The 24,392-nt window shown below is 39.2% G+C and carries 23 protein-coding genes; 21 read left to right on the top strand and 2 right to left on the bottom strand.

Annotation, left to right across the window (positions count from 1 at the left end):
- Positions 1 to 22 precede the first annotated feature (22 nt).
- Entirely contained in the window at positions 23 to 1,732 is a 1,710-nt protein-coding gene (locus V2145_RS03535) for an Rqc2 family fibronectin-binding protein (RefSeq protein WP_179289212.1), read from the bottom strand.
- Between the two features lie 142 nt (positions 1,733 to 1,874).
- On the opposite strand from V2145_RS03535, the gene V2145_RS03540 reads away from it, so the two are divergent.
- The 17 genes from V2145_RS03540 to spoVM all read left to right on the top strand — a co-directional run bounded on the left by V2145_RS03540 (position 1,875) and on the right by spoVM (position 19,619).
- Positions 1,875 to 4,553, top strand: a complete 2,679-nt coding sequence (locus tag V2145_RS03540) for a calcium-translocating P-type ATPase, SERCA-type (RefSeq protein WP_330987321.1) — start codon at positions 1,875 to 1,877, stop codon at positions 4,551 to 4,553.
- A gap of 152 nt (positions 4,554 to 4,705) precedes the next feature.
- A complete protein-coding gene (locus V2145_RS03545) occupies positions 4,706 to 5,581 on the top strand; it encodes a YicC/YloC family endoribonuclease (RefSeq protein ID WP_094910584.1) in 876 nt (291 codons plus the stop codon).
- A gap of 56 nt (positions 5,582 to 5,637) precedes the next feature.
- Positions 5,638 to 5,898, top strand: a complete 261-nt coding sequence (locus tag V2145_RS03550) for a DUF370 domain-containing protein (protein WP_094910583.1) — start codon at positions 5,638 to 5,640, stop codon at positions 5,896 to 5,898.
- Between the two features lie 13 nt (positions 5,899 to 5,911).
- Positions 5,912 to 6,526, top strand: coding sequence for a guanylate kinase (gene gmk / locus V2145_RS03555; RefSeq protein ID WP_131888216.1), 615 nt, complete (start codon positions 5,912 to 5,914; stop codon positions 6,524 to 6,526).
- A complete protein-coding gene (gene rpoZ, locus V2145_RS03560) occupies positions 6,527 to 6,748 on the top strand; it encodes a DNA-directed RNA polymerase subunit omega (protein ID WP_094910581.1) in 222 nt (73 codons plus the stop codon). It abuts the gene before it with no gap.
- 150 nt (positions 6,749 to 6,898) lie between these two features.
- A complete protein-coding gene (gene coaBC, locus V2145_RS03565) occupies positions 6,899 to 8,116 on the top strand; it encodes a bifunctional phosphopantothenoylcysteine decarboxylase/phosphopantothenate--cysteine ligase CoaBC (protein ID WP_131888215.1) in 1,218 nt (405 codons plus the stop codon).
- A complete protein-coding gene (gene priA / locus V2145_RS03570) occupies positions 8,113 to 10,527 on the top strand; it encodes a primosomal protein N' (RefSeq protein ID WP_131888214.1) in 2,415 nt (804 codons plus the stop codon). Before coaBC ends, priA begins: the two co-directional genes overlap by 4 nt.
- 69 nt (positions 10,528 to 10,596) lie before the next feature.
- A complete protein-coding gene (gene def, locus V2145_RS03575) occupies positions 10,597 to 11,070 on the top strand; it encodes a peptide deformylase (RefSeq protein ID WP_094910578.1) in 474 nt (157 codons plus the stop codon).
- Positions 11,071 to 11,079: 9 nt separating this feature from the next.
- Entirely contained in the window at positions 11,080 to 12,018 is a 939-nt protein-coding gene (gene fmt, locus V2145_RS03580) for a methionyl-tRNA formyltransferase (protein WP_094910577.1), read from the top strand.
- Positions 12,011 to 13,351 carry a 16S rRNA (cytosine(967)-C(5))-methyltransferase RsmB gene (rsmB, locus tag V2145_RS03585; protein WP_330987322.1) on the top strand — a complete coding sequence of 447 codons (1,341 nt, stop codon included), beginning with the start codon at positions 12,011 to 12,013 and terminating at the stop codon, positions 13,349 to 13,351. The genes fmt and rsmB overlap by 8 nt, the downstream gene beginning before the upstream one ends.
- A gap of 2 nt (positions 13,352 to 13,353) precedes the next feature.
- A complete protein-coding gene (gene rlmN / locus V2145_RS03590; RefSeq protein ID WP_094910575.1) occupies positions 13,354 to 14,448 on the top strand; it encodes a 23S rRNA (adenine(2503)-C(2))-methyltransferase RlmN in 1,095 nt (364 codons plus the stop codon).
- 4 nt (positions 14,449 to 14,452) lie between these two features.
- Positions 14,453 to 15,196: a Stp1/IreP family PP2C-type Ser/Thr phosphatase gene (locus V2145_RS03595; RefSeq protein ID WP_210609889.1), complete on the top strand. Its 744-nt coding sequence runs from the start codon at positions 14,453 to 14,455 to the stop codon at positions 15,194 to 15,196.
- A gap of 5 nt (positions 15,197 to 15,201) precedes the next feature.
- A complete protein-coding gene (pknB, locus tag V2145_RS03600; RefSeq protein ID WP_330987323.1) occupies positions 15,202 to 17,163 on the top strand; it encodes a Stk1 family PASTA domain-containing Ser/Thr kinase in 1,962 nt (653 codons plus the stop codon).
- A 13-nt stretch (positions 17,164 to 17,176) separates the two neighbouring features.
- Positions 17,177 to 18,058: a ribosome small subunit-dependent GTPase A gene (gene rsgA, locus V2145_RS03605; RefSeq protein WP_094910572.1), complete on the top strand. Its 882-nt coding sequence runs from the start codon at positions 17,177 to 17,179 to the stop codon at positions 18,056 to 18,058.
- A 2-nt stretch (positions 18,059 to 18,060) separates the two neighbouring features.
- Positions 18,061 to 18,711, top strand: a complete 651-nt coding sequence (rpe, locus tag V2145_RS03610) for a ribulose-phosphate 3-epimerase (protein ID WP_094910571.1) — start codon at positions 18,061 to 18,063, stop codon at positions 18,709 to 18,711.
- Positions 18,712 to 18,799: 88 nt separating this feature from the next.
- The gene (locus tag V2145_RS03615) at positions 18,800 to 19,453 is read left to right on the top strand and encodes a thiamine diphosphokinase (RefSeq protein ID WP_330988120.1); all 654 of its coding nucleotides are present in this window, start codon (positions 18,800 to 18,802) and stop codon (positions 19,451 to 19,453) included.
- An 85-nt stretch (positions 19,454 to 19,538) separates the two neighbouring features.
- Positions 19,539 to 19,619, top strand: a complete 81-nt coding sequence (gene spoVM / locus V2145_RS03620; protein ID WP_016765421.1) for a stage V sporulation protein SpoVM — start codon at positions 19,539 to 19,541, stop codon at positions 19,617 to 19,619.
- Positions 19,620 to 19,674: 55 nt separating this feature from the next.
- Here the strand turns inward: spoVM and rpmB are convergent, their stop codons facing one another.
- Positions 19,675 to 19,863 (bottom strand): 50S ribosomal protein L28, encoded by a 189-nt coding sequence (gene rpmB / locus V2145_RS03625; protein WP_025909029.1) that lies wholly within the window; start codon positions 19,861 to 19,863, stop codon positions 19,675 to 19,677.
- Positions 19,864 to 20,114: 251 nt separating this feature from the next.
- On the opposite strand from rpmB, the gene V2145_RS03630 reads away from it, so the two are divergent.
- From V2145_RS03630 to sdaAB, 4 genes are all read left to right on the top strand, one after another.
- On the top strand, positions 20,115 to 20,477 hold the full coding sequence (locus V2145_RS03630; RefSeq protein WP_025909028.1) for an Asp23/Gls24 family envelope stress response protein: 363 nt from the start codon (positions 20,115 to 20,117) through the stop codon (positions 20,475 to 20,477).
- Between the two features lie 16 nt (positions 20,478 to 20,493).
- Positions 20,494 to 22,158, top strand: coding sequence for a DAK2 domain-containing protein (locus V2145_RS03635; RefSeq protein ID WP_094910569.1), 1,665 nt, complete (start codon positions 20,494 to 20,496; stop codon positions 22,156 to 22,158).
- A 232-nt stretch (positions 22,159 to 22,390) separates the two neighbouring features.
- Entirely contained in the window at positions 22,391 to 23,422 is a 1,032-nt protein-coding gene (locus V2145_RS03640) for a PTS sugar transporter subunit IIC (RefSeq protein WP_094910568.1), read from the top strand.
- 195 nt (positions 23,423 to 23,617) lie between these two features.
- Positions 23,618 to 24,280, top strand: coding sequence for an L-serine ammonia-lyase, iron-sulfur-dependent subunit beta (sdaAB, locus tag V2145_RS03645; protein WP_094912617.1), 663 nt, complete (start codon positions 23,618 to 23,620; stop codon positions 24,278 to 24,280).
- Positions 24,281 to 24,392 lie beyond the last annotated feature (112 nt).

The following is a 24,392-nucleotide window of genomic DNA, read 5'->3' on the forward strand; positions in this document are numbered from 1 at the left end:
GGACACGCTTTTTATGCTGGCATTAATCTCTTAATTTTAATACAAGTTCTTCACTAGGCGTTACGTAAACTGTTTGCTGATTATCGTAAGTAACAAATCCAGGTTTAGCACCACTTGGCTTTTTGACATGGCGAATCTTTGTAAAGTCAACTGGTACGGAGCTAGAATTTTTCGCCTTGCTAAAGTAAGCAGCAAGATGAGCGGCTTCAAGAATGGTTTCTTCTGTTGGCTCAGCGTTACGAATAACGACGTGAGATCCAGGTATATCTTTTGTATGGAACCAAATATGATCTCTCGCTGCAAGCTTATTTGTTAAATATTCGTTTTGTTTGTTGTTCTTGCCGACTAAAATGATGGTACCGTCACTGGCTTTATATTGCTCAAGCGTTGGAGTTGAATTCTTTTGCTTTTTACTTTTCTTTTGTTGGCGATTGCGTAGGTAGCCTTCTTCCACAAGCTCCTCTCGAATTTCAGCGATATCTTTGTGAGAAGCCGTCTCCATTTGCTGTAGTAAAGATTCAAAGTAGACAATTTCTTGTTGAGCTTTTTCAATTTGCTCATGAACAATCGCTACTGAATTTTTTGCTTTTTGATATTTAGTAAAGTAGCTCTGTGCATTTTGAGCAGGCGTTTTTTGAGGATCAAGCTCGATTGTTAGTGTCCCACTGTTTTCGTCATAGTAGTTTATAACGTCAACGGTCTTATCCCCTTTTTTAACAAGGTGTAAATGGGACGTTAGCAGCTCTCCTGCAAGTTGGTATTCACCAGCTTTTTCAGCTTGCTGTAGCGTCCTCTGCAACTTATTAATTTTCTTTTCATTTTTCTTTTTTTCAGTTGTCATGAACTGAAGTAAATCATGAGCTTGTTGCTTAACACGATCGCGCTCTGCTTTTCCATAATAGAAGCGGTCTAAAAGTTCACTAATAGTTTGGAACGTCTTTTCTTCACCTTGTAAGTGACTAAGAGATAAAAGGTGGAAGTAATCTTTTCCTTGTACCGAAGTGAGAGTTGGCTGCATGTCGCCCTCTTTAATAGCATTCATTGTATTAATAAACGCTTTGGGTAACGTAGTTTGGTTAGCTAGACCAGCGCGATAAACGATTTCATTTGCAAGCAGAGGTGAAAGCCCAGCAAAAGCTTGAACAAGTTGATTGCCAATCTTTCCGCTGTTGAAGTCTAAGCTTCTTAAAATCATCTCTTCATCTGCTTCAAATGGATCAAGCTTTTCCTGATTTGGTGGAAGTACATAAGTTGCACCAGGCAGTAGTGTGCGATGACGATTCATGGCCATTGGGATGTGCTTAATGCTATCGATAATGACATTTGTTTCTTTATCCACAAGCATGACGTTACTGTGACGTCCCATAATTTCAATAATAAGCTGCTTAGATGTTACATCGCCAATTTCGTTGCGCCCTTTTGTTTCAATGATAAGAATACGATCAAGCCCTAACTGATAAATTCGCTCAATAATATTTCCCTCTAAATGTTTACGAAGAAGCATGCAAAACATTGGCGGTTCAGCTGGATTTTCGTATGTTTCTTTTGTAAAGTGAACGCGTGCATAATTGGGGTGAGTTGAAATAAATAACTTTCGATTTTCCCCTTTAGCGCGAACTTGTAAAATTAGTTCATTTGGAAATGGTTGATAGACTTTTGCAATTCGACCGGATGTTAATGCGTTATCTAGTTCTTGTAAGATTCCGTATGTAAAGATTCCGTCAAATGACATGTTGTTCACATCCTTTAATGTTTCAAAAATAGTCCTTCGTAAAAGTATAGCATTTTTTAGGACGAGTCTGAATAAGCATACGATATAAGATTGTAACAATCTATGTGACTTATTTACAAACAAAAGGGTGTGAAGGAATGCGATGAAATGGTATGAGCTGAGTGAGCGAGCGACATTAGAAGTGACAAAAACAAATAAAGAAAATGGGTTAACCGCAAAAGAAATCGCATTGAGGCAGAAGCAAGAAGGTTTTAATGAGCTTGCTGAAGGTGAAAAGCAGTCTGCGCTGCTCGTATTCTTGGAACAGTTTAAGGATTTTATGGTTTTGGTTTTATTAGCAGCCACGCTAATATCAGGTTTATTAGGAGAGTATATTGATGCAATTGCCATTATTGCAATTGTCGTGATTAATGGGTTCCTTGGTTTTTTCCAAGAACGTCGTGCTGAAAAGTCACTGAATGCATTGAAGGAATTGTCGGCGCCGCAGGTACTTGCTTTACGAGACGGTAAATGGTCAAAGACCCTTTCAAGAGAACTTGTAGTGGGAGACATTGTAAAGTTCGGAAGCGGTGATCGGATTGGTGCTGATATTCGTCTTATTGATGCCAAAAGTTTAGAAATTGAAGAATCAGCGCTTACAGGTGAATCTGTCCCTGTTCCAAAGTATACACGGGTATTAGAAGGAAATGAAATTCCACTTGGAGATCAAGAGAATATGGCGTTTATGGGAACTCTTGTAACGCGTGGGAGCGGTGTTGGAGTTGTAGTAGGGACAGGCATGAAGACGGCGATGGGGCAAATTGCTGACTTGTTGCAAAATGCAGAAGCCGTTATCACACCCCTGCAGAGGAAGCTTGAACAGCTTGGGAAAATTCTCATTATTGTTGCGCTTTTATTAACGATTCTTGTAGTTGGAATTGGTGTCTTACAAGGGCATGATTTATACACGATGTTTTTAGCGGGCGTATCACTAGCGGTTGCCGCAATTCCAGAAGGATTGCCGGCTATCGTAACCGTTGCTTTATCATTAGGTGTTCAGCGGATGATCAAACAAAAATCTATTGTTCGGAAGCTTCCAGCTGTTGAAACACTGGGCTGTGCATCTGTTATTTGCTCAGATAAAACGGGAACACTTACTCAAAATAAAATGACGGTTACTCACTTATGGTCAGGTGGGAAAACGTGGAACTTGTCTGGAACAGGCTATGACCCAAGCGGAACTTTTTCTGTTGAGGGGAAAGATGTGAACGTTAGTCGAGAAAAACCATTGCAGCAGCTGTTGCTATTCGGTTTATTATGTAACCAAACAACGGTTACGAAAAAAGACAAAGATTATGTAGTTGATGGTGATCCTACAGAAGCCGCTTTAGTCGTAGCCGCAATGAAAGCAAACTTTACCCGTCAAAATGTAAAAGGAGACTTTAAAGTAATTGAAGAGTTCCCTTTTGACTCTACTCGTAAAATGATGAGTGTTGTGATTGAAGGCAAAGATAACAAGCGGTATGTGGTAACGAAAGGTGCACCGGATGTACTGCTAACAAACAGTAAGTCGATTGTATGGGAAAACCGTCATCAGTCCCTATCAGTTAGCGGTCGTGACGAGGTGCAAAATGCTATCCATTCTCTAGCAAGTAAAGCTCTTCGAACAATTGCCGTTGCCTATCGTCCGCTTGAATCGTACGAAACGATTACTACTGAACAGGAAGCTGAAAAAGAGCTTGTATTCTTAGGACTTCAAGGGATGATTGATCCTCCCCGCCCTGAAGTAAAGCAGGCTGTAAAAGAATGCCGAGATGCTGGAATTAAAACGGTTATGATTACAGGAGATCATGTAATAACCGCTGAAGCGATTGCCAAACAGCTAGGGATCTTACCAAAGGGAGGACGAGTGCTGGAGGGCCATACGCTAAATTCGATGTCTCAATCTGAACTTGAAGATGTGGTAGATGACGTATATGTTTATGCACGGGTATCGCCGGAGCATAAACTAAAGATTGTTAAGGCGCTACAAGCAAAAGATCACGTGGTAGCTATGACGGGTGACGGTGTAAACGATGCGCCTGCAATTAAAGCTGCAGATATTGGTATAGCGATGGGGATTACAGGAACGGACGTTGCAAAAGAAGCTTCAGCACTGGTGCTTTTAGATGATAACTTTGCAACGATTAAATCAGCAATTAAAGAAGGACGAAACATTTATGAAAATATTCGAAAGTTCATCCGATACTTACTAGCTTCTAATGTAGGAGAAATACTTGTCATGCTGTTTGCTATGATTCTAGCTTTGCCACTGCCGTTAGTACCTATCCAAATCCTATGGGTCAACTTAGTGACGGATGGCCTTCCTGCGATGGCATTGGGGTTAGATCAACCTGAAGATGATGTAATGAAGCGCAGACCAAGGCATCCAAAAGAAGGAGTGTTTGCACGGGGATTGGGTTGGAAGGTAGTGAGCAGAGGGTTTTTAATTGGAATTGCGACCCTTGCAGCGTTTATTATTGTCTATGATAATAACCCTGATAACTTACAGTACGCTCAAACGATAGCATTTGCCACGCTTGTTATGGCTCAACTGATTCACGTATTTGACTGTCGAAGTGAAAAATCCATTTTCGATCGGAACCCTTTTGAGAATCTTTACTTAGTTGGTGCGGTTATTTCATCAATTTTGCTAATGCTAGTTGTTATTTATTACCCACCTTTACAGCCAATCTTCCATACCATGGCTATTGCGCCAAGGGAATGGTTAATTATTTTAGGTTTAGCGAGTGTTCCAACATTTTTGCTAGCGGGTTCACTTTTAACAAGAAAAAAAGCATAATTAATGATATAGTAATAAAGCACTGGTGGAAGCATACGGTTTGCTTTCACCAGTTTTTAAAGAGTGAAGTACGTTGCTGTTACTCTTTTTTTGAGTAACACTTTCTTTTATTCCTTTTTTTTTGTAAGATGTACATAGTGGATGTGATGATAATGATAAGAAGTATGACAGGTTTTGGCCGAGGACGAGCAGATAATGACGCTCAAGCGGTAACGGTAGAAATGAAATCGGTAAATCATCGCTTTTGTGAAATTACTGTGCGAATGCCAAGGCAATTAATGGAAATTGAAGATAAAATAAAAAAAATCATTCAAACATACATAAAACGTGGTAGAGTAGAAGTATTTGTTACAATTTCAGGTGAAGGTTTGGCTAAAAAGACGTTGCAAACGGATTGGGAGCTGTTAAGTGAGTATATGAAAGCTTTCCAAGAAATTAGCGAGCGTCATGAGCTTTCCAAGTCTGTCGAAATTCAAGATATTCTACACATGCCTGACGTAATGACGACTTCTGAAGAAGAAGTAGACCAAACATCAATTCACCAGCTGGTATTTACAGCGGTTGAACAAGCAGTGTGTCAGCTGCTAACGATGCGTGAAAAAGAGGGGCAAGAATTATATCAAGATTTAGTTCAGCACCTTACAAACATCCAGCAGCTTCGGGAAGAAGTAGAATTGCTTGCACCAACTGTTAGTGAGCAATATGAAGATCGCTTGAGAAAAAGGTTAACTGACTATCTTGAAGGTACAATCGATGAACAGCGAGTGCTAGCAGAAGTGGCTATTTTTGCTGAAAAAGCTGATGTTAACGAAGAATTAACGCGTATTAACAGTCATCTTACTCAGTTCTTTCAAACCATCGATACAACTGATGTTATCGGAAGGAAGCTTGACTTTCTTGTACAAGAGTTAAATCGAGAAATGAATACAATTGGAGCGAAAGCAAACAGTGGTAAGATTGCTCAATGTGTCATCGATATGAAAACGCAGCTAGAGCGTTTGAAAGAACAAGTTCAAAATATTGAATAGTTACTAGTAGCCTTCGGAATAGACGGACACAATATGGATACAGTAGGGGGCTTTGTATGAGCGGTAAATTAGTTAATGTTGGGTTTGGAAATTTTATTTCTTCTAATCGCATCATTTCTGTCGTTCAGCCGGAATCAGCGCCAATTAAACGAATTGTGCAGGAAGCAAAAGATCGCGGAAGTTTAATTGATGCCACGCAGGGAAGAAAAACCCGAGCTGTGATTGTAATGGACAGTAATCATATTATTTTAGCTCCTGTTCAACCGGAAACTGTAGCACAAAGGCTTGTGAATAAAGAAGAATTAGTAGAAGGGTAGGGCGTATAAACCAATGATTGAAAGAGGTTTATTAATCGTTCTTTCAGGACCATCTGGTGTTGGAAAAGGAACGGTAAGAAAAGCATTATTTGAACAAGATGATATTAAACTTCAGTACTCTATTTCAGCAACAACACGTCGTCCACGTGAAGGCGAAGTTGATGGTGTGGATTATTTCTTTAAAGAACGCGAAGAATTTGAGCACATGATTGAAAATAAAAAGCTTCTAGAATGGGCAGAGTACGTAGGTAATTACTACGGTACACCTATTGACTACGTTGAAGAAACGTTAGCTTCAGGGAAAGATGTCTTTTTAGAAATTGAGGTTCAAGGTGCCCTTCAAGTAAAAGAAGCATTTCCAGAAGGATTGTTTATCTTTCTGGCACCGCCAAGCTTATCAGAGTTGAAGAGTCGTATTGTAAACCGCGGTACAGAAACAGAAGATTTAATTAACAACCGTATGCGCGTAGCGAAAGAAGAGATTGAGCTTATGCATGCATACGATTATGTAGTAGAGAACGACAAAGTAGAAAATGCATGTGCACGTATCCAAGCAATTGTGACGGCAGAACATTGCCGCCGCGACCGTGTATCAGCACGCTATAAAAGAATGTTGGAGGTAGAATAAATGCTTTATCCGTCAATTGACTCATTAATGCAACGTTTAGATTCTAAATATACACTAGTAACAGTAGCTGCAAAGCGCGCACGTCAACTTCAAATGCATAATGATACACCAATCGAAAGACCTGTATCTCATAAATTAGTAGGTTGTGCATTAGAAGAAATTAACTCAGAACAGCTTACGTATACGCACGTACCTTCAAAAGACGAGAATGAAGAAAGATAATTGTTAAAATAACAACCTATTCGCAGTAGGTTGTTATTTTTTTCTGTTAGAAAGAGGGTTTATCAAAATCAACTTCTATTCTTGAACATGTTATAATATGGACATTGTAAAGGTTGTTCAGTAGATAAAAAGATGGGAGTATGGGTAAAGATGTTGAAAGGAAAACGAATTTTATTATGTGTTAGTGGTGGAATTGCTGTTTATAAAGCATCAGCACTAACTAGTAAGTTAGTGCAAGCAGGAGCTGAAGTAAAAGTCATCATGACAGATTCTGCTCGTGAGTTTGTTACGCCGCTAACATTTCAAGCACTTTCAAGAAATCCTGTATACACAGATACATTTGATGAAAAAGATCCGGCTGTTATTGCACATATTGATTTAGCAGATTGGCCAGATTTAATTCTCGTCGCACCTGCCACTGCTAATATGATAGGGAAATTAGCAAATGGAATTGCCGATGATATGATTTCAACTACTCTTCTTGCTGCCACAGCTCCAGTTTGGATTGCTCCAGCAATGAATGTTCATATGTATGATCACCCAGCTGTGAAAAAGAACATGCAAACATTAGCTTCATTTGGCTATCAGTTTGTTGAGCCTGGAGAGGGTTATTTAGCATGTGGTTATGTTGGAAAAGGTAGGTTAGAAGAACCTGAAACAATTGTTAGCCTTCTACAGTCTTACTTTCATGACCAAAAGGCACCTCAAGCGCTAAAAGGTACGAATGTTTTGGTTACCGCAGGCCCAACGGTTGAGCGAGTGGATCCTGTGCGTTTCTTTACTAATCGTTCTACTGGTAAAATGGGCTATGCTATAGCAGAAGAAGCAGCGAAGCAAGGAGCCAATGTAACGTTAGTATCTGGTCCAACGCAGCTTACGCCTCCTGCTAATGTTAAAACAGTGCAAGTTGAGAGCGCACAGCAGATGTTTGAAGCGGTGATGAAGCATTATACAAATATGGATGTTGTCATTAAATCCGCGGCGGTTGCTGACTATCGTCCAAAGAATGTTCATCAACAAAAGATGAAGAAGCAGCCTGGAGAGGCAGTGCTAGAATTGGAGCGAACTACTGATATTTTGAAAACGCTCGGAGATTACAAAGATTATAATCAGGTGCTTGTTGGATTTGCAGCAGAAACAGAACAAGTAGACCTATATGCTCAAAAGAAGCTCGAGAGCAAAAATCTAGATATGATTGTCGCTAATAACGTAACAAGTGAAGGCGCAGGCTTTGGAACAGATACGAACATTGTGACATTTTATAAGCGAAACGGTGAGCAAAAGCAGCTTCCGCTCATGTCTAAATCATCCGTTGCCAAAGCTTTATTAGAAGAAGTGAAGCAGTTGCTAGCGAGTGTTCGACAATGAACTTTGCTAGCGTAATTGTTGATGTAGCGGCAAAGCAAACGGACAGAGTATTCGATTACTCAATTCCTCAACAGTGGAGAGAGGTTCTTGTCCCAGGAATGCGAGTAATCGTTCCGTTTGGCCCACGCAAGGTGCAGGGATTTGTTGTAGACGTTAAAGTAGAAACAGATGTAAAGCGAACGAAGCCAATCGCTGAGCTGCTTGATTTAACACCAGTGTTAACGCCTGAACTATTAGAGCTCGGTCATTGGCTCACTGAAAAAACACTTTGCTTTAAAATATCGGCTTTTCAAGTAATGTTACCCGCTGCGATGAAAGCAAAATATGATAAAAAAATAATGCTTCAATCAGGAGTAGAAAGTTCACAGCTTCACTCAAAGGTGCAGCCATACTTTCAACATACGTCTGAAGTGATGTGGAGCGATATTGAGAAATCAGAGGCTGTAAATAGTTTTTATCGTGATATCCAAAAAGGTCTCTTAGAAGTTGTATATCTAGTCAAGAGTAAAGGGAATAAAAAAACTGTGAAAGCTCTTCGCTTAGCTCAGCCTTCTGAACGTGTGAAACAGGTTATGAAAGAGCTGCCTAAACAAGCTGAAAAGCAAAAACAAGTCCTTGAATTTATGTTGGTGCAAGAAGAGGCGGTAGCACAAAAGGACATTATGACCGCACTTAACGTAACGGGAGCACCTATTAAAGGATTAGTGTCAAAAGGTTTGCTTTACGAGGTTGATATGGAGATTTATCGAGATCCTTATGCCAATCGCGATTTTGTTCCATCAAAACCTTTTCCGTTAACAGATGAACAATCTGCTGCTATCAAACCAATTCTACGTGACATTGAGAACGATGAACACGATGTTTTTCTCATGTATGGTGTAACGGGAAGCGGTAAAACGGAAGTGTATTTGCAGTCAATTGACCAAGTATTGAAACAGGGGAAAGAAGCGATTATGCTTGTTCCCGAAATATCACTAACGCCTCAAATGGTCAAAAGGTTTAAAGAACGATTCGGTTCGAAGGTGGCCGTGATGCATAGTGGTTTGTCAGCCGGTGAGAAATACGATGAGTGGCGTAAAATTCAGCGTAAAGAGGTATCCGTGGTTGTAGGAGCAAGATCAGCTATATTTGCTCCGTTTCAACATGTGGGCATCATCATCATTGATGAAGAGCATGAAACAAGCTATAAGCAAGAAGAAAACCCTCGGTATCATGCGCGCGATGTGGCGATTAAACGCGCAGAGTTTCACAACTGTCCAGTGATTTTAGGGAGTGCAACCCCAACGCTAGAGTCATTTGCACGTGCTCAAAAAGGCGTTTATAAACTTTTAACACTGCGTGAACGGATGAATAAATCAGCTCTTCCAAAAGTAGATATTGTGGATATGCGTGAAGAGCTCCGAGACGGAAATCGGTCAATGTTCTCTACGCTTCTTCTTGAAAAAATACATGAGCGCCTTGAAAGAGGAGAACAAATTGTATTGTTCTTAAATAAGAGAGGACACTCATCTTTTGTTATGTGCCGTGACTGCGGTTATGTTCCTTCGTGTCCTCACTGTGAAATTTCATTGACATATCACCGCTACCAAAACCGAATGAAATGTCATTACTGTGGGTATGAAGAGCCAACTCAAACGGCTTGTCCAGAGTGCGAAAGCGACCATATTCGCTTTTTTGGATCAGGAACGCAAAAGGTGGAAGAAGAGCTGGGAAAAGTGTTGCCTGCAGCGTCTGTCATTCGAATGGATGTTGATACAACAAGCCGCAAAGGAGCTCACGAAAAACTACTAACAAAGTTTGGAGATGGAGAAGCACAGATTTTATTAGGTACGCAAATGATTGCTAAAGGCTTAGATTTTCCAAACGTAACGCTTGTTGGAGTTTTATCAGCAGATACAATGTTAAACCTTCCGGACTTTCGAGCGGCTGAAAAAACGTTTCAGCTCCTTACACAAGTAAGCGGAAGAGCAGGACGCCACCACCTGCCTGGTGAAGTTGTAATTCAAACCTATGCTCCTGAGCATTACAGCATTCAATTAGCAAGTCAGCACGACTATGATACTTTTTATCTTGAAGAAATGAAGCTTAGACAAGCTCATCGCTATCCGCCGTTCTTTTATTTGGCGTTGGTAACTGTCTCACATGAAAACGTGGCAAAAGTGGTGTCTGTAACTGGGAAAATATCGCAGTATTTAAGGCAAAAGCTCACTCCGCAAGCCGTTATTTTAGGGCCTGTTACCTCTCCGATTGCTAAGATAAAAGATAGATATCGATATCAATGCATGATAAAATACAAGCTGGAACCGAATATGATACCAGCGTTAAAATATATAGTAAACCAGTACCAAGATCAAATGCAGCAGGAACAACTAACGATTACGATTGATTTACACCCGTATTCAATGATGTAAATCGACAACGAAAACGTTAAATGACTGCTGTTTTGGATATAAATAGAAAGAGTTGAAGGAGGGAGTAGCTTGGCTAAATTAAAGCTAGTTTACCACCCCAATGAAGTATTAGAGACAAAGTGTGAACCTGTCACAGTGTTTGATAATAAATTAGCTAAGTTAATGAATGGCATGTATGATTTAATGCTGGAAGCAGATGGAGTAGGACTTGCTGCTCCACAGGTTGGTGTATTACAGCAAGTAGCAGTGGTTGATATAGGAGATCGACACGGCAAAATTGAATTGGTTAATCCAGTCATTCTTGAAAAACGTGGTCAACAAACTGGTCCTGAAGGCTGCTTAAGTTTTCCGGGCCTTTTTGGTGACGTAACTCGTGCTGACTATGTGAAAGTACGAGCACATAATCGCCGTGGGAAAGTATTTGTAATGGAAGCAAAGGGTTTTTTAGCGCGTGCCATTCAGCATGAAATTGACCACTTACATGGGGTGCTTTTTACTGAGAAAGTATCGCGTTACTATGAAGATGGAGAACTAGAAGGGTAGGAATTTAAAATGAAAGTTGTGTTTATGGGAACACCGGATTTTTCTGTACCGGTATTGCAGACTTTAATTAAGGATGGATATGAAGTAGTGGCCGTTGTAACGCAGCCTGATCGTCCAAAAGGAAGAAAAAGAGTTATGACTCCACCACCAGTAAAAGTAGAAGCACAAAAGCACGGCATCCCAGTGCTACAGCCAGAAAAGATTCGTTTAGAAGAAGCGTATAGTGAGGTATTAGCGTATAACCCTGAATTAATTGTAACGGCAGCATTTGGACAAATTTTACCAACACCAATCCTAGAAGCGCCGAAATATGGCTGTATTAATGTTCATGCATCATTGCTTCCTGAGCTTAGAGGAGGAGCACCAATTCATTATTCTATTTTACAAGGTAAGCCAAAAACTGGCGTAACGATTATGTATATGGTTGAAAAGCTAGATGCCGGTGATATCTTGACGAAAGTCGAAGTGCCTATTGAAGAAAAAGACCATGTTGGAACGTTGCACGATAAACTAAGCGAAGCGGGAGCTAAATTATTATCTGAAACTATTCCATCTCTCGTATTAGGTGATTTAACACCAATAAAGCAGAACGAAGATGAAGCTACATTTGCATTTAACATAAAGCGCGAACAAGAAAAAATTGATTGGACGCGAAGCGGTGAGGAAATTTATAATCACATCCGTGGTCTTCACCCTTGGCCAGTGGCGTATACGACGCTAAATGGTCAAGTGATGAAAGTTTGGTGGGGAGAAAAGGTTGCGGCAGAAGGAGAGCCAGGTAAGGTAGTATCGCTTGAAAAAGATGGGTTTATCGTGGCGACAGGAAACCGTACAGGAATTAAAATTACAGAGCTTCAACCATCTGGAAAAAAGAGAATGGAAGCCGCACAGTTTTTACGCGGAAATGGTATTGAAGTAGGGGCTGTGTTAGGAGCTCATAATGAGTAAATATAACGTTCGTGATATTGCGCTTGATATTTTACTTTCGATTGAAAAGAATCAAGCTTTCAGTAACTTGTTGTTAAACAAAAGTATTCAAAAGTACGGTGTTCAAGGGAAAGATGCCGGCCTCTTAACAGAAATTGTATATGGTACAATTCAAAGAAGAGATACGCTAGACTATGGCTTGGCTCCGTTTTTAGCAAAAGCAAAAAAGCTACAGCCTTGGGTTAGAGTACTGCTTCGCTTGTCTCTTTATCAAATGTTGTACTTAGACCGTGTTCCTGATCGCGCAGTTATTCATGAAGCAGTGGAAATTGCTAAGCAGCGTGGTCATAAAGGAATTGCTTCAATGGTGAATGGTGTTTTGCGTAATGTACAACGAAATGGCGTTCCAAGCGTAGAAGAGATTAAAGATCCTATTGAGCGCTTAGCGATAGAAACAAGTCATCCTTTATGGTTGGTGAAGCGATGGGTGGAACAATATGGATTGGACAAAACGCGTGAAATTTGTTTAGCTAATCTAATGTCCCCTAAGCAAACGCTTCGTGTAAACACAGCGCGTTTCACTATTTCTGAAGTGATTGCACAGCTTGAACAAGAAGGTATTTCTGTAGAAAGTGGTGGACTTGTTAAGGAAGCTCTAGAAGTTCAAAGAGGAAATGCAGCATATACAGATGCGTTTAGAAATGGGATGTTTACTGTACAGGACGAAAGTTCAATGCTTGTTGCTCATGCTCTTGGTGCTGAGCAAGGAGAAACGATTTTAGATAGCTGTGCGGCACCAGGTGGGAAATCAACTCATATCGGTGAAAAGCTTAACAACACGGGACAAGTCATTTCTTTAGATATTCATGATCACAAAGTCAAGTTGATTTCTGAGCAGGCAGAACGCTTGCAACTTATGAATATTTCACCAACAGTGCAAGATAGTCGTAAGGTAGCAGAGCGCTTTGAAGAAGAAACGTTTGATCGTATTTTAGTCGACGCTCCGTGCTCAGGGTTCGGTGTTATGCGAAGAAAACCAGATTTAAAGTATGTTAAGACCGAGCGTGACGTTCAGCAATTGTCAAAAATCCAGCTTGATATTTTATCAGCTGTTGCTCCACTATTAAAAAAAGGTGGGACGCTTGTATACAGTACATGTACGATTGATCGGGATGAGAATGGAGATGTAGTGGATGCATTTCTCGATAATCACCCAGAATTTATGGTAGACTCTACCTTGGCAGAACGTATGCCAGAAAAGATTAAACAAAACGTTAAACACGGTCAAATCCAACTTCTTCCAAGTGAAGAAAGTGATGGGTTTTACATTGCCTGTTTACAAAAGAAGGTGTAAAAATGGAAGGAACTATTAGTAAAAGAGCCAAAGATAAAAAAGTAGAAAATAAAAAGCCGTCAATTTATTCATTACAATTACATGAGTTAGAGGCATGGTTAGTATCTCAGGGAGAGAAAAAATTTCGTGGGAAACAAATTTTTGACTGGCTATATGTAAAGCGCGTGACTGAATTTGACGATATGTCGAATTTGTCAAAAGGACTCCGTGATAAGTTAAATGAGGCCTTTGTTTTAACTACGTTAAAAACCGCTGTTCAACAAACTTCTTCAGATGGAACAATGAAATTTTTATTTGAACTTCACGATGGCTATACAATTGAAACAGTACTTATGCGACACGAGTACGGAAATTCAATTTGTGTAACAACACAAGTTGGCTGTCGCATTGGCTGTACGTTCTGCGCGTCTACTCTTGGCGGATTAAAGCGTAACTTAGAAGCTGGTGAAATTGTTGCTCAAGTAGTGAAAGTACAAAAAGCGCTTGATGAACAAGGAGAACGCGTAAGTCATGTCGTAATTATGGGTATTGGTGAACCGTTTGATAACTACGACCAAATGATGGGCTTCTTAAAAATCATTAATCATGATAATGGCCTTAATATTGGTGCTCGTCACATTACGGTATCAACAAGTGGAATTATCCCTAAAATCTATAAATTTGCTGATGAGCAAATGCAGATTAATTTTGCCATTTCCTTACATGCACCAAACAACGACATTCGTTCAAAGTTAATGCCGATTAACCGTGCTTACAAACTACCTGACTTAATGGAAGCAATTAAATACTATACCGACAAAACAGGTCGTCGTATCAGCTTTGAATATGGTTTGTTTGGTGGAGTAAATGACCAGGTGGAACATGCTGAGGAGTTAGCAGCGCTTATTAAAAACATTAAATGTCACGTAAATTTAATCCCTGTAAACTATGTTCCAGAGCGTGACTACGTTCGCACACCGAGAGAACAAATTTTTGAATTTGAAAATACGTTGAAAAAACATGGTGTTAACGTAACAATTCGCCGTGAACAGGGACATGATATTGATGCAGCTTGTGGTCAATTGCGTGCGAAGGAGCGTAAAGAAGAGACGAGGTGATTGTATGGAAACTGTCTTTATGACAGACCGAGGGAGAATACGTCAACACAATGAAGATAACGGAGGGGTATTTTTGAACGCTCATGGCCAAGTGCTTGCAATTGTAGCAGATGGTATGGGAGGTCATCGTGCTGGGGATGTAGCCAGCGCGATGGCGGTTCAAAAATTGCAAGATGTCTGGACGAGCAGTCCAGCTATAAATGAACCGAACGATGCTACTACTTGGATACGTGAACAAGTAATGAATGTAAATGAAGCTATACATCAACATGCAAGCGAACACGAGGAATGTAAAGGAATGGGGACAACCATTGTACTAGCTATTTGCACATCTGAATTTTGTACAATTGGTAATATTGGAGATAGCCGTGGCTATTTATTCAATGAAGATGGTTTTAGGCAAATTACAGAAGACCATTCCCTTGTCAATGAGTTGGTTAAAAACGGTCAAATTTCACGAGAAGATGCGGAACATCATCCTCGTAAAAATATTTTATTACGTGCATTAGGTACGGAAGAAAAAGTAGATCTTGATGTAAAAACTGTTGAAATCGAATCAACAGATTTATTATTATTGTGTTCAGATGGGCTTTCCAATAAAATAAGCGAAGAGAAGCTCCAAGACATTTTACAACCTGGAACGTCTCTAAACGAAACAGGTGCACGCTTAATTACATTGGCTAATGAATTAGGTGGAGAAGATAATATTACACTAGCAATTGTGGACTTTACATCTGAAAGTGGGTGAGAACGTTGCTAATCGGGAGACGGCTAAACGACCGTTATAAAATTCTACATGTCATTGGTGGAGGTGGCATGGCCAACGTTTATTTAGCACGTGATATGATTTTAGATCGCGACGTGGCAATTAAAGTTCTGCGATTAGATTTTGCTAATGACGATGCTTTTATTAAGCGTTTCCACCGTGAGGCACAATCTGCAACAAGTATTGCTCATCCAAATATTGTGAGTATTTATGATGTTGGAGAAGAAGAGGACATCTATTACATTGTAATGGAATATGTTCCTGGAATGACCTTAAAGCAATATATTTTACAAGAGTCACCGCTATCTTTAGAGAAAGCGATACATATTATGACTCAAATCACATCCGCAATTGCTCATGCTCATCAATATGGAATTATTCATCGAGATATTAAACCACAAAATATTTTAATTGACCATGATGATACGGCAAAAGTAACAGACTTTGGAATTGCTGTGGCTTTAAGCTCAACAACTATTACACATACAAATTCTGTATTAGGGTCTGTTCATTATCTCTCTCCAGAACAAGCAAGAGGAGGTCTAGCGAATAAAAAGTCTGATATTTATTCATTAGGCGTCGTTTTGTTTGAATTATTAACTGGTCGAGTGCCATTCTCGGGAGAGTCTGCTGTTTCGATTGCATTAAAGCACTTGCAAACGGAAACACCATCACCAAGAAAATGGAATCCTTCCATCCCACAAAGCGTAGAAAACGTTGTATTAAAAGCAACAACAAAAGATCCGTTTTATCGCTATAGTACGGTAGAAGAATTTGAAGAAGATTTACGTTCTGCGATTCATCCTACTCGACATAATGAACAAAAGTTCATTGTACCAGATGATGATGAAGTAACAAAAGCTATTCCAATTATAAAAGATGAGCCATATGGTCATGAATTGGAAAAGGCGCCTGTTCGTAAACCTTCAAATACAAATAAAAGTGAAGTAGAATCCAAGAAAAAGCCTAGAAAGAAAAGTAAAGTTATTTTAACGCTCGCGCTTATTTTTTTATTGTTAGCGGCAGCGAGTGTCGCTGCGGTGACTTTTATCCCTTCTTTACTATTGCCTAAAGATGTTACGGTTCCTGATTTACATAATGAGGACTATGAGTCAGCCGTTACTGAACTTGTATCGTTAGGGTTTAATGTCAAAGATCCAAAAGATATATCTGATGATGAAGTAGAAGAAGGAGATGTTGTTAAAACATCGCCTAAAGCGGGAAATGTTGTAAAAGAAGGTACAGGTGTTATTATCTATCGAAGTACTGGAAAAGCAAAAGTAGCATTTGACCGCTTTAATGGACGAGATGTAAGTGAAGTTCAAAAGCTGCTTGAAAGTCAGAAATATCGTGAAGTACGAACAATTGAAATTGATAGTGAGGAGCCTAAAGGAACAATACTAGATCAAAGTCCAAAAGAAGGCGAAGAAGTTGTTCCAGAAAGTACGGCCGTAACGTTATGGATAAGCAAAGGCCCTCCAGAAATTAAAGTTAAGGATTTTTCAGGATGGACGGAAAAAAGCCTTCGAGATTATGTAGCAGAAGAAGAATTTGAAATTGCAGTAGAAAGCGAATATTCTGATACTGTTGAAAAAGGTTTGGTTATTTCTCAAACACCAAAAGCGGGCTCTGTTATTAAAAAAGGTGATAAACTAACGTTTAAAGTTTCCTTAGGAAAGGAAGAAGTACCCCCTCAAACCGTCAATGTACAGGTGACGATTCCATATGAGGACAAGAGTAGCACAGGAGAAAAGGCTGAGCAAAAAGTAGAAATTTACGTAGAAGATGCAGATAATACAATGTCTGTACCTATTAAAGAATTAACTATCACAGAAACGGTTACTGAATCATTCGATGTATTAGTGAAAAAAGGCGAGCAAGCTAAATACAAAGTAGTTCGAGATGGTCAAGTAATTGAAGAAAAAGCTGTAGAATATCCAGAAGAATGATAGGAGTGAGGTTATGCCAGAAGGAAGAATTATTAAATCCTTAAGTGGATTTTATTATGTTCTTCATGATGGACAAGTAACCCAGTGTCGCGGAAGAGGAGTATTTCGAAAGAAAAAAGTCACTCCTTTAGTAGGCGATGAAGTAGTGTTTCAAGCTGATAATGAGCTTGAAGGGTATATACTTGAAATTAAAGAACGTAAAAATGAGTTAGTTCGACCCCCAATCTCAAACGTTGATCAAGCGTTGTTAGTATTTTCAGCTATCGAGCCTGATTTTAGTACGGTGCTTTTGGATCGCTTTTTAGCTTTGGTAGAGTCTAATGATATTCAACCGGTTATTTGTATTTCAAAAGTTGACTTGTTGTCAGAGAAACAAAAGCAATTAATTGAGCAATATGCCGAAGATTATCGTAAAATAGGATATGAGGTAATTTTAACATCAACCGTAACGGAAAACGGGATTGCAGAAATTAAGCCGCTGTTTGAAAATCAAATAACGGTTATTGCAGGACAATCAGGAGTTGGTAAATCTTCGTTGCTAAACGTTTTAAAGCCTGAACTAGAGCTGAAGACAAATGATATCTCAACATCATTAGGACGAGGAAAGCATACAACCAGACATGTGGAGCTTATATCATTTGGTGACGGACTTGTAGCAGATACACCGGGCTTTAGCTCCTTGGAGTTTCTAACTTTAGAGGTAGAAGAACTTTCTCACTGCTTTCCAGAAATGTCTCGCTTAAGTGAAGACTGTAAGTTTAGAGGATGTCTGCACGTGAAAGAACCAAAGTGTGCAGTTAAGAAAGCGGTAGAGAATCAATCAATTCCAGCGTACCGTTATGAGCATTATTTGCAGTTTATTGAAGAAATCAAGCAAAGAAAGCCGAGGTATTAAACATGACAAAAATTGCACCTTCCATCTTATCAGCTAATTTTTCTAAATTAGGAGAAGAAATTCGTGAAGTAGAAGCTGGTGGAGCTGATTATATTCATGTAGATGTAATGGATGGCCATTTTGTTCCTAACATTACAATTGGTCCTTTAATTGTAGAAGCAATTCGTCCAATTACATCTCTTCCGCTAGATGTACACTTAATGATTGATAACCCTGATGCGTACATTCCAATGTTTGCAAAAGCAGGTGCTGATATTTTAACTGTGCATGCGGAAGCATGTACACATTTACACCGTACGATTCAATTAATTAAAGAACATGGAATGAAAGTTGGAATTGCGTTAAATCCAGCTACGCCAATCGATGTTGTAAAACATGTTTTGGAAGACATCGACTTAATTTTATTAATGACGGTTAATCCAGGTTTTGGAGGCCAAAAGTTTATTAATAGCGTACTACCAAAAATTGAACAAATATCTCAGCTTATTGAGATTCGTCAGCTATCTATAGAAGTAGAAGTAGATGGTGGAGTAAACGAAGAAACAGCAAAAAAATGCGTAGAAGCTGGGGCAAACGTTTTAGTAGCTGGCTCAGCGATTTATGATCAAGAAGACCGCGCAGCTGCAATTGATCGAATTCGCTCAACTATATAATTAGTAGATAAAAGTTGTCAAAGGAAAAGTGAAATCTGTTTTTCCTTGGCAACTTTTTTAAATAGTTCGTAAAGAGAAAGGGTGGCTTATTATTATTATTCATATTTTGGCAGGTGGTCCAGATAACTATGTGCCGGAACTTCACAAGTGGAAGGCATGCGATAAGTGGATAGGTGTAGATCGCGGTGTGTTCACTCTGCTTGAACAGGGAATTATTCCTGATGAAGCGTTTGGAGACTTTGACTCTATCAACGCGGAGCAGCTGAAGGTTATTCAGGATAGGCTTGGAGATTTACATATTTATCCGTCTGAAAAAGACGCAACGGATTTAGAACTTGCAGTTGAGTGGGCTGTATCGAAAAAGCCTGCATACGTTCGGATCTTCGGAGCCACAGGCGGCAGGATTGATCATATGTTCGGAGCTGTTCAACTTCTGTATAAAAGCCTGCAAGAAAACGTAAAAGTAGAGCTAGTTGACAAGCAAAACAGCATCCAATTGTTTTCGCCTGGAACGCATGAGATTGAAGAAAGAATTCATGCAAAATACGTCTCGTTTATTCCCTATGCTGGAGGTGTGGAAAACCTTACGCTAACAGGCTTTAAGTATCCCTTAACAAACCACTATGTAGAACTTGGCTCTACTTTATGTATAAGTAACGAACTTCTTACACAAAGAGGTACTTTTTCATTTACTACAGGCATATTAATGATGATAAGAAGCAATGATGCAGATTGCTTATGAAACACTTTAATAATGTTGATGGAAGAATGGGTGAAAGTAGGCCATTAAAAGTAGATGAATGGTGGAAATGGTGAGGAGGAGTAGTATGAAATTTTATACGATTAAACTTCCAAAGTTTTTAGGCGGTATTGTAAAGGTCATGTTAAATTCATTTAAAAAAGATTAAAAGGCGAGATAATAAAAGAAGCACCATATACATGGTGCTTTTTCGTTATCGAAAATTAAACGCGTTCAACTTTACCTGATTTAAGGGCTCTAGCTGATACGTATACACGTTTTGGTTTACCGTCCACAAGGATACGTACTTTTTGAACGTTAGCACCCCATTTACGCTTTGTAGCGTTCATAGCGTGAGAACGTGCATTACCTGAACGAGCTTTTCTGCCAGTGATTACACATTTGCGTGCCATAGTTTTCCCTCCTAACACAAAAAAACTACTCAATTCTGCTTCTTGAGAAATACTATATTAATTTATCACAGCATTCTTTATAATGCAATACTTCTCAACAAAAGCTTTCAAGAAATTTTCCTTGACATATAAATTGAATGTATGTTCAATAATAAAGAGAGTTAAATTTGGGTAATTAGGGAATGTTCTTTTAAAAAGAGATTGATTATAGTAAAATATTTATTAGCCTATGTATAGAAAGGGGAAAAAGTATGTCCATCGAAATGAAAACTAAGTACGGTCAAATTGATATCTCCACAGACGTAATTGCAACGATTGCTGGAGGGGCAGCTATTGACTGCTATGGAATTATCGGCATGGCTTCTAAGAATCAAATCAAAGATGGTCTTACTGACATTCTTCGTAAAGAAAACTTTACACGCGGTATTATCGTAAGGCAAGAAAATGATGAAGTACATATTGATATGTATATCATTGTTAGTTATGGAACGAAAATCTCAGAAATTGCTCATAACGTACAGACTAAAGTGAAATATACGCTAGAACAAACAGTTGGTCTAACGGTTGACTCAGTAAATATTTACGTGCAGGGTGTTCGTGTAACGAACGTGTAATTAAGGAGGAAGATTCGTGTCAATGACAACATTGAACGGAAAACGTTTTGCAGAAATGGTGCTTCAAGGAGCACAGCATCTGTCAAATAATGCTGACTATGTAGATGCACTAAACGTTTTTCCAGTTCCAGATGGAGATACAGGTACCAACATGAACCTGTCAATCACATCAGGTGCTAAAGAAGTAAAAAGAAATGTATCAAATCATATTGGTCAAGTAGGACAAGCTTTATCAAAAGGACTATTAATGGGGGCACGTGGTAACTCAGGTGTTATCTTATCACAGCTTTTCAGAGGTTTTGGCAAAGCGATTGAACAAAAAGAGTTTATCACAACGGTAGATTTTGCACATGCGCTTGAGGTGGGTGTTGAAACAGCCTACAAGGCTGTTATGAAGCCTATTGAAGGTACAATCTTAACGGTTGCAAAAGATACGGCTAAAAAGGCCGTTGAAGTAGCTGAAAAGCAGCCAGAAATGATTCCGTTTATGGAAGAAGTGCTAAAAGCATCAAAAGCATCTCTTGATCGCACTCCAGAATTGCTTCCTGTTTTAAAAGAAGTAGGCGTTGTAGATAGCGGTGGACAAGGTCTAGTGTTAATCTATGAAGGGTTTCTAGCCGAGTTAAAAGGTGAAAAGCTTCCCGGCGTACCTTTGGCAATCCCGTCAATGAATGAGCTTGTAAACGCTGAACACCATAAGCACGCTCAAAGTCATATGAACACTGAAGATATCGAATTTGGATATTGCACAGAATTTATGGTTCGTTTAGAAGCAGACAAAATGGAAAAGCATGCATTCTCAGAAGAAACATTTCGTCAGGATCTGAGTAAATGGGGCGATTCTTTATTAGTTGTGTCTGATGATGAAGTCGTAAAGGTGCATATCCATGCTGAGCATCCGGGTGAAGTATTAAACTATGGTCAGCGCTATGGTAGCTTAATAAAAATGAAAATTGAAAACATGCGTGAACAGCATAGCGAAATTGTTTCGAAAGAAGCTCCTGCTCCTGTAAAGGCTGAGAAGAAACCATACGGTATTGTGACAGTCTCAATGGGAAGCGGTATTGCAGAGCTGTTTAAAAGTATTGGAGCCACTGTTGTAATTGAAGGTGGCCAAACGATGAATCCAAGTACAGAAGATATTGTCAAAGCAATTGAAGAAACACATGCTGAAAAAGTCATCATTCTTCCTAATAATGGGAATATTGTGATGGCTGCAAACCAAGCTGCGTCTGTAGTAGGAGACCACGTTGCTGTTGTTCCTTCTAAAACCGTTCCACAAGGAATGACAGCGCTTCTATCGTTTAATCCTCAATCCGATTTAAATACGAATGAAGAAGCGATGACGGAAGCACTTAGTCATGTGAAAACGGGTCAAATCACGTATGCTGTACGTGATACAAATATTGATGGCCTAGAGCTTGCAAAAGGTGACTTTATGGGAATTGCTGAAAAGCAAATTGTTGTAAAGGATACAGAAAAGCTTGAAGTTGCTAAAAAGTTACTGCAGCATATGGTTGATGAAGACTCAGAAATCATTACAATCTTGCAAGGCGAAGATGTTGCTGATGAAGAAATGGATGAGTTAGTATCATTTGCCGAAAGTCAATTTGAAGATGTTGAAGTGGAAGTTCATAAAGGTGGGCAACCATTATACTCGTATATTTTTGCGATCGAATAATAAAAATGCAGGTTAGTTTTTTTAGCTAACCTGCATTTTTTTATTGGGTATAAAGTGTCAGAATTTACAGAATACGAACGTTTTATTCTTTTTGTTTGTTTTTGTTCGTGTAAAAGGTTATTTCGGTTGAAAAGCTCACTATATTGTGATAATTTTTAAAGTGACGTACATCGTGCGTTACTTTAAAGTAAATACTTAAGTAAAGATGAATGCAGCATAGGGGGAATTTACAATGGAGATTTTGAAAGGTACGGCACTGCTTTTATTGGTCTTATTTTTATTTTGGCTTTTCAGTAACAAAGCACCGTATGGGATGAAAGCTATGGGAGCTTTAGCAGGCGGTGCCGTTGCGGCGTTTCTCGTTGAAGCATTTCAACTGTATGTCGGTGGCGATTTATTAAACATCAAATTTTTAGGTGAAGTAGGGGAAGCGGCTGGTGGTATGGGTGGCGTTGCTGCCGCTGCGTTAGTAGCATTAGCCCTAGGGGTATCTCCTGTTTATGCATTAATGATGGGAGTTGTCTGTTCAGGTTTAGGTTTGTTACCAGGCTTCTTTGCAGGTTATATCATGGCTTTTGTTATGAAAGCAGTAGAGAAAAAAGCACCTGCGGGTCTAGATTTATTAGGAGCAATTTTAATTATTGCGCCGTTAACGCGCTTAATTGCAACAGGCATATCTCCCGTAGTGGATGCGACACTACTAAACATTGGTTCCATTATTAGGGAAACAGCAAATGCTAACCCAATTCTAATGGGGATTATACTAGGTGGCGTTATTACGGTTGTAGCTACAGCTCCTCTAAGCTCAATGGCTCTAACAGCCATGCTTGGTTTAACGGGTCTTCCAATGGCCATTGGAGCACTAGCGGTTTTCGGCTCGTCATTTATGAACTATGTATTGTTTGATCGTTTAAAATTTGGAGATCGCCGTACCACAATTTCGGTAGCTGTGGAGCCGTTAACGCAAGCTAATATAATATCGGCTAATCCTATTCCAATTTACGCAACGAATTTTGTTGGTGGAGCAGTAGCTGGTGTTATTGTTTCTTTATTTGGATTAGTAAACGATGCAACAGGAACAGCTACTCCAATTGCAGGTCTAGCGGTAATGTATGGCTTTAATGATCCAATAAAAGTAACAATCTGCGCAGGGCTATGTGCAATTGGTGGAGCGGTTATTGGATACATTGGTTCGATTGTGTTTAAAAACTTTAACATCAAAACAGTTGCAGAGCTTGAACAAGAAACAAAAGAAGCGGCATAATAAAAAAGCTGACTCAATAAAGAGTCAGCTTTTTTATTATGAACTAAAGAGAAAAATGTTAGCTTATTATTTCGAATTTTAAAACTTTATTATAACGGATTTCTAGGGTTCCAAAAATAGAAAACCTCAAGTAACATATAAGATGATAGCGATAACATCAAAGTTTAATATCCTTTTTACAGGGGGAGAGTAACCATGAAATATAAATCCGTATTTGATATTATTGGACCAATCATGATTGGTCCATCAAGTTCACATACAGCAGGTGCTGCGCGTATTGGTAGAGTAGCAAGAACGCTGTTTGGCAAGCAACCAGAAAAAGTCATTGTCTCACTTTATGGATCTTTTGCTCAGACGTATAAAGGCCATGGTACAGATGTAGCGATTATCGGAGGGGTATTAGATTTTGATACGTTTGACCCTCGAATTCCTGAGTCTCTTACATTAGCTAAACAAGCTGGGATGGAAGTGACGTTCATTGAAGAAACAGCCATTACTGATCATCCAAACACAGCGCGTGTGCGCATGATTGATGGAGATAAAGAAATTGAAGTTGTGGGTATATCAATTGGTGGCGGTAAAATTCAAATCACTGAATTAAATGGATTTGAGCTGAATTTATCAGGGATGAACCCTGCTATTCTTGTTGTACACAACGATCGGTTTGGAGCGATTGCAACCGTGACGAATATATTAATGAAGCATTCCATTAATATTGGTCATATGGAAGTATCTCGAAAAGAAAAAGGACAGGTAGCATTAATGGCCATTGAAATGGATACAAACATTGAAGATGAAGTAATTGAAGAGCTACAAGGGTTACCGAATATTATTAAAGTAACAAGAATGGTTGAGTAGCATCCTGTTTTTTATGCCTTTTGGGAAGAAGGAAATAATCTGTCGTTTAAATAAATGTTTAGTAAGATGATAGTGGCTTAGATAGAATGACATCATGTTGTAAATTGGGAGG

It is taken from the genome of Priestia sp. GS2 (assembly GCF_036409025.1).
GTDB lineage: Bacteria > Bacillota > Bacilli > Bacillales > Bacillaceae_H > Priestia > Priestia aryabhattai_A.

Coding starts and splice junctions, on each gene's coding strand:
- coaBC (WP_131888215.1), top strand. CDS start 6,899: ATGTTGAAAGGAAAACGAATTTTATTATGTGTTAGTGGTGGAATTGCT.
- rpe (WP_094910571.1), top strand. CDS start 18,061: ATGACAAAAATTGCACCTTCCATCTTATCAGCTAATTTTTCTAAATTA.
- V2145_RS03550 (WP_094910583.1), top strand. CDS start 5,638: ATGAGCGGTAAATTAGTTAATGTTGGGTTTGGAAATTTTATTTCTTCT.
- V2145_RS03595 (WP_210609889.1), top strand. CDS start 14,453: ATGGAAACTGTCTTTATGACAGACCGAGGGAGAATACGTCAACACAAT.
- rsmB (WP_330987322.1), top strand. CDS start 12,011: ATGAGTAAATATAACGTTCGTGATATTGCGCTTGATATTTTACTTTCG.
- fmt (WP_094910577.1), top strand. CDS start 11,080: ATGAAAGTTGTGTTTATGGGAACACCGGATTTTTCTGTACCGGTATTG.
- V2145_RS03535 (WP_179289212.1), bottom strand. CDS start 1,732: ATGTCATTTGACGGAATCTTTACATACGGAATCTTACAAGAACTAGAT.
- priA (WP_131888214.1), top strand. CDS start 8,113: ATGAACTTTGCTAGCGTAATTGTTGATGTAGCGGCAAAGCAAACGGAC.
- V2145_RS03630 (WP_025909028.1), top strand. CDS start 20,115: ATGTCCATCGAAATGAAAACTAAGTACGGTCAAATTGATATCTCCACA.
- V2145_RS03545 (WP_094910584.1), top strand. CDS start 4,706: ATGATAAGAAGTATGACAGGTTTTGGCCGAGGACGAGCAGATAATGAC.
- V2145_RS03540 (WP_330987321.1), top strand. CDS start 1,875: ATGAAATGGTATGAGCTGAGTGAGCGAGCGACATTAGAAGTGACAAAA.
- V2145_RS03640 (WP_094910568.1), top strand. CDS start 22,391: ATGGAGATTTTGAAAGGTACGGCACTGCTTTTATTGGTCTTATTTTTA.
- gmk (WP_131888216.1), top strand. CDS start 5,912: ATGATTGAAAGAGGTTTATTAATCGTTCTTTCAGGACCATCTGGTGTT.
- rsgA (WP_094910572.1), top strand. CDS start 17,177: ATGCCAGAAGGAAGAATTATTAAATCCTTAAGTGGATTTTATTATGTT.
- spoVM (WP_016765421.1), top strand. CDS start 19,539: ATGAAATTTTATACGATTAAACTTCCAAAGTTTTTAGGCGGTATTGTA.
- rpoZ (WP_094910581.1), top strand. CDS start 6,527: ATGCTTTATCCGTCAATTGACTCATTAATGCAACGTTTAGATTCTAAA.
- sdaAB (WP_094912617.1), top strand. CDS start 23,618: ATGAAATATAAATCCGTATTTGATATTATTGGACCAATCATGATTGGT.
- rpmB (WP_025909029.1), bottom strand. CDS start 19,863: ATGGCACGCAAATGTGTAATCACTGGCAGAAAAGCTCGTTCAGGTAAT.
- rlmN (WP_094910575.1), top strand. CDS start 13,354: ATGGAAGGAACTATTAGTAAAAGAGCCAAAGATAAAAAAGTAGAAAAT.